Origin of the sequence: Paucibacter sp. DJ2R-2 (assembly GCF_025717675.1) — a bacterium.
Taxonomy (GTDB): Bacteria; Pseudomonadota; Gammaproteobacteria; order Burkholderiales; family Burkholderiaceae_C; genus Paucibacter_A.
In genome coordinates, this window is the sequence record NZ_JAJIRT010000021.1 from 1 (window position 1) to 5,751 (window position 5,751).

Here is a 5,751-nt window from a genome sequence, read left to right on the forward strand (position 1 = left end):
TGCTTAAATATTAGCCTGACGATGACCTACTTTCACACGGGAACCCGCACTATCATCGGCGCTGAGGCATTTCACTGTCCTGTTCGGGATGGGAAGGAGTGGGACCGCCTCGCTATGGTCATCAGGCTTAACTGGTTGGCTTGTTGAGTTCTATGGCTAAGACTCTCAACAGGCCCAATTTGTAGAGCTGCGCAGTATACCCGAGTATCTCGGGTATTGCACTTCGAATCAGCTTTGATTTTGATTGCGTTCACACGTTCAATTGAATGAACAGACTTCTGAAGAACGACATAACTTGCATTGACTACTCAATAGTCCTTGTCCAGGTCAGTGATCGACTCGCGTCGCTCACGAACTGTCAAAGTTATAGGGTCAAGCCTCACGGGCAATTAGTACTGGTTAGCTTAACGCATTACTGCGCTTCCACACCCAGCCTATCAACGTCCTGGTCTCGAACGACCCTTCAGGGGGCTCTAGGCCCCGGCAAGACTCATCTTGAGACGAGTTTCCCGCTTAGATGCTTTCAGCGGTTATCTCTTCCGCACTTAGCTACTCGGCGATGCCACTGGCGTGACAACCGATACACCAGAGGTGCGTCCACTCCGGTCCTCTCGTACTAGGAGCAGGCTCTCTCAATCTTGCAGCGCCCACGGAAGATAGGGACCAAACTGTCTCACGACGTTTTAAACCCAGCTCACGTACCTCTTTAAATGGCGAACAGCCATACCCTTGGGACCGGCTACAGCCCCAGGATGAGATGAGCCGACATCGAGGTGCCAAACACCGCCGTCGATATGAACTCTTGGGCGGTATCAGCCTGTTATCCCCAGAGTACCTTTTATCCGTTGAGCGATGGCCCTTCCATACAGAACCACCGGATCACTTTGTCCTACTTTCGTACCTGCTCGACTTGTCAGTCTCGCAGTCAAGCACGCTTATGCCAATGCACTATCAACACGATTTCCGACCGTATTTAGCGTACCTTCGAACTCCTCCGTTACACTTTGGGAGGAGACCGCCCCAGTCAAACTGCCCACCATACACTGTCCCCAATCCCGATAAGGGACCAAGGTTAGAACCTCAAACACACCAGGGTGGTATTTCAACGTTGGCTCCATGAGAACTAGCGTCCTCACTTCAAAGCCTCCCACCTATCCTACACAGATCTGTTCAAAGTCCAATGTAAAGCTACAGTAAAGGTTCATGGGGTCTTTCCGTCTTTCCGCGGGGAGATTGCATCATCACAAACATTTCAACTTCGCTGAGTCTCTGGAGGAGACAGTGTGGCCATCATTACTCCATTCGTGCAGGTCGGAACTTACCCGACAAGGAATTTCGCTACCTTAGGACCGTTATAGTTACGGCCGCCGTTTACTGGGACTTCAGTCAAGAGCTTGCACCCCATCATTTAATCTTCCAGCACCGGGCAGGAGTCACACCCTATACGTCGACTTTCGTCTTTGCAGAGTGCTGTGTTTTTAATAAACAGTTGCAGCCACCGATTCTCTGCGGCCCCATTCTGCTCACCAAGTCAATGGATCACATACTAGAGGCACACCTTCTTCCGAAGTTACGGTGTCAATTTGCCGAGTTCCTTCTCCAGAGTTCTCTCAAGCGCCTTAGAATACTCATCTCGCGCACCAGTGTCGGTTTGCGGTACGGTCGTCAATAGCTGAAGCTTAGTGGCTTTTCCTGGAAGCAGGGTATCACTCACTTCGTCTGCAAGCAGACTCGTTATCACGCCTCATCTAATTCCCCCGGATTTGCCTAAGGGATACGACTACACGCTTGAACCAACTATTCCAACAGTTGGCTGAGCTAACCTTCTCCGTCCCCACATCGCACTATTGATCGGTACAGGAATATTTACCTGTTTCCCATCAGCTACGCATCTCTGCCTCGCCTTAGGGGCCGACTCACCCTACGCCGATGAACGTTGCGTAGGAAACCTTGCGCTTTCGGCGAGGGGGCTTTTCACCCCCTTTAACGCTACTCATGTCAGCATTCGCACTTCTGATACCTCCAGCAGGCTTCACAACCCACCTTCACAGGCTTACAGAACGCTCTCCTACCACGTGCAATAAATTGCACATCCGCAGCTTCGGTAACTGGCTTAGCCCCGTTACATCTTCCGCGCAGGACGACTCGATCAGTGAGCTATTACGCTTTCTTTAAATGATGGCTGCTTCTAAGCCAACATCCTGACTGTTTTAGCCTTCCCACTTCGTTTCCCACTTAGCCAATTTTGGGGACCTTAGCTGGCGGTCTGGGTTGTTTCCCTCTTGAGTCCGGACGTTAGCACCCGGTGCTCTGTCTCCCAAGCTGTACTCATCGGTATTCGGAGTTTGCAATGGTTTGGTAAGTCGCCATGACCCCCTAGCCATAACAGTGCTCTACCCCCGATGGTAATACTTGAGGCACTACCTAAATAGTTTTCGGAGAGAACCAGCTATTTCCAAGTTTGTTTAGCCTTTCACCCCTATCCACAGCTCATCCGCTAATTTTGCAACATTAGTCGGTTCGGACCTCCAGCACCTGTTACGGTACCTTCATCCTGGCCATGGATAGATCACTTGGTTTCGGGTCTACACCCAGCGACTAATTCGCCCTATTCGGACTCGATTTCTCTACGGCTTCCCTATTCGGTTAACCTCGCCACTGAATGTAAGTCGCTGACCCATTATACAAAAGGTACGCAGTCACCCTTGCGGGCTCCTACTTTTTGTATGCATACGGTTTCAGGATCTATTTCACTCCCCTCCCGGGGTTCTTTTCGCCTTTCCCTCACGGTACTAGTTCACTATCGGTCGATTACGAGTATTTAGCCTTGGAGGATGGTCCCCCCATATTCAGACAGGATTTCTCGTGTCCCGCCCTACTTGTCTTACGCTTAGTTCCACACCGCAGCATTTCTCATACGGGGCTATCACCCGCTATGGCCGGACTTTCCATTCCGTTCTGATATACACGATGCTAAAACGTAAAGGCTACTCCAATTTCGCTCGCCGCTACTTTCGGAATCTCGGTTGATGTCTTTTCCTCGAGCTACTGAGATGTTTCAGTTCACCCGGTTCGCCACAATGACCTATGTATTCAGTCAGAGTTACCCCTCGCGGGGTGGGTTTCCCCATTCAGAAATCTCCGGATCAAAGCTAATTTGCCAGCTCCCCGAAGCTTATCGCAGGCTATCACGTCTTTCGTCGCCTGTAATCGCCTAGGCATCCACCATATGCACTTAGTCACTTGACCCTATAACTTTGACAGCGCTGACAGCACTGTCGGTCAAGAACTCGTACAGACCCCATTCATGAGTCCATACGTTTATTGAGTATTTACGCGTTACGCCGTTCTTCATACCTAAACAATTTCTTGCTCAGTTGAAGTCTTGTGTTTGACGCAATCAAAATGTTGCCGACGGCACGGTGTCTAGCCCCTCAAATCCGAAGATTCGCGAAGAAACTAAACTTTCCGTCGACAACGCTGATTCGACTCTACAAATTGTTAAAGAACAACAGCCAATAAAGGCTGGCAAACCACAACGTCCTTCCTGGACGCTTTGGTTTGCCAACTCTTGAATGAATAGTTTTGGTGGAGGATAACGGGTTCGAACCGTTGACCCCCTGCTTGCAAAGCAGGTGCTCTCCCAACTGAGCTAATCCCCCGCAAACCTCGCCATACGTCGTTACTCAATACCTTACATAGCGTTGCTATGCTGCGGTATCTCGCGCCTAGTCTGACGAGCTTTGTATGCGTGGTGGGTCTGGCTGGATTCGAACCAGCGACCCCCGCCTTATCAAGACGGTGCTCTAACCAACTGAGCTACAGACCCACGCGTTCATCACTCGTGGCCTGCGGATCTGAGGCTTACCTGCTTTTCCAGCTATGAGGCTAGCTCCACAGGCTCACTTCTTCTATTCATTCACTGTTGTGATACAGCCGATAAGTGTGGGCGCTTCAATCTGAGTGCATGTGGATCTCGCTCATGACTTGTTGCATGCAACAAACCACTGCTCGACCATTTTCTAGAAAGGAGGTGATCCAGCCGCACCTTCCGATACGGCTACCTTGTTACGACTTCACCCCAGTCACGAACCCTGCCGTGGTAATCGCCCCCCTTGCGGTTAGGCTAACTACTTCTGGCAGAACCCGCTCCCATGGTGTGACGGGCGGTGTGTACAAGACCCGGGAACGTATTCACCGCGGCAAGCTGATCCGCGATTACTAGCGATTCCGACTTCACGCAGTCGAGTTGCAGACTACGATCCGGACTACGACCGGTTTTCTGGGATTAGCTCCCCCTCGCGGGTTGGCAGCCCTCTGTACCGGCCATTGTATGACGTGTGTAGCCCTACCCATAAGGGCCATGATGACCTGACGTCATCCCCACCTTCCTCCGGTTTGTCACCGGCAGTCTCATTAGAGTGCCCTTTCGTAGCAACTAATGACAAGGGTTGCGCTCGTTGCGGGACTTAACCCAACATCTCACGACACGAGCTGACGACGGCCATGCAGCACCTGTGTCTAGGTTCTCTTTCGAGCACTCCCAAATCTCTTCAGGATTCCTAGCATGTCAAGGGTAGGTAAGGTTTTTCGCGTTGCATCGAATTAAACCACATCATCCACCGCTTGTGCGGGTCCCCGTCAATTCCTTTGAGTTTCAACCTTGCGGCCGTACTCCCCAGGCGGTCAACTTCACGCGTTAGCTACGTTACTGAGAAGAAACCCTCCCAACAACCAGTTGACATCGTTTAGGGCGTGGACTACCAGGGTATCTAATCCTGTTTGCTCCCCACGCTTTCGTGCATGAGCGTCAGTACAGGTCCAGGGGATTGCCTTCGCCATCGGTGTTCCTCCGCATATCTACGCATTTCACTGCTACACGCGGAATTCCATCCCCCTCTACCGTACTCTAGCCATGCAGTCACAAATGCAGTTCCCAGGTTGAGCCCGGGGATTTCACATCTGTCTTGCATAACCGCCTGCGCACGCTTTACGCCCAGTAATTCCGATTAACGCTTGCACCCTACGTATTACCGCGGCTGCTGGCACGTAGTTAGCCGGTGCTTATTCTTCAGGTACCGTCATTAGCCCACTGTATTAGAGCGAGCCGTTTCTTCCCTGACAAAAGCGGTTTACAACCCGAAGGCCTTCTTCCCGCACGCGGCATGGCTGGATCAGACTTGCGTCCATTGTCCAAAATTCCCCACTGCTGCCTCCCGTAGGAGTCTGGGCCGTGTCTCAGTCCCAGTGTGGCTGGTCGTCCTCTCAGACCAGCTACAGATCGTTGCCTTGGTGGGCTTTTACCCCACCAACTAGCTAATCTGATATCGGCCGCTCCAATTGCGCGAGGTCTTGCGATCCCCCGCTTTCACCCTCAGGTCTCATGCGGTATTAGCCACTCTTTCGAGTAGTTATCCCCCACAACTGGGCACGTTCCGATATATTACTCACCCGTTCGCCACTCGTCAGCTTAACCTGTTACCGTTCGACTTGCATGTGTAAGGCATGCCGCCAGCGTTCAATCTGAGCCAGGATCAAACTCTACAGTTCGATCTTGATTTACTCAACGGAATCGACTTAAACCTCAAACTCACTTTTACATGAGCCTGCATAGTTCAAATCTATTTTCCGTGAGCGTTTAAAGTCCAAGAGACTTGAATACAGTCGCCTGCATTCAGCACTCATCTTCAAACGCCCACGCTTATCGGCTGTTAATTTTTAAAGAACCAAGAGAACCGAAGCTCATCTTGC

At 51.3% G+C, this 5,751-nt stretch carries 2 tRNA genes and 3 rRNA genes; all 5 read right to left on the bottom strand.

From position 1 onward, the window contains the following. Positions 1-13 precede the first annotated feature (13 nt). The 5 genes from rrf to LNV28_RS24860 all read right to left on the bottom strand — a co-directional run bounded on the left by rrf (position 14) and on the right by LNV28_RS24860 (position 5,550). A 5S ribosomal RNA gene (gene rrf, locus LNV28_RS24840) occupies positions 14-126 on the bottom strand. Positions 127-368: 242 nt separating this feature from the next. Beyond that, positions 369-3,249, bottom strand: a 23S ribosomal RNA gene (locus LNV28_RS24845). A gap of 337 nt (positions 3,250-3,586) precedes the next feature. Next, a tRNA-Ala gene (locus LNV28_RS24850) sits at positions 3,587-3,662 on the bottom strand. 90 nt (positions 3,663-3,752) lie between these two features. Next, a tRNA-Ile gene (locus tag LNV28_RS24855) sits at positions 3,753-3,829 on the bottom strand. 197 nt (positions 3,830-4,026) lie between these two features. Beyond that, a 16S ribosomal RNA gene (locus tag LNV28_RS24860) occupies positions 4,027-5,550 on the bottom strand. Together the 16S, 23S and 5S rRNA genes with 2 tRNA genes alongside form the textbook arrangement of a ribosomal RNA operon. Positions 5,551-5,751: the final 201 nt, after the last annotated feature.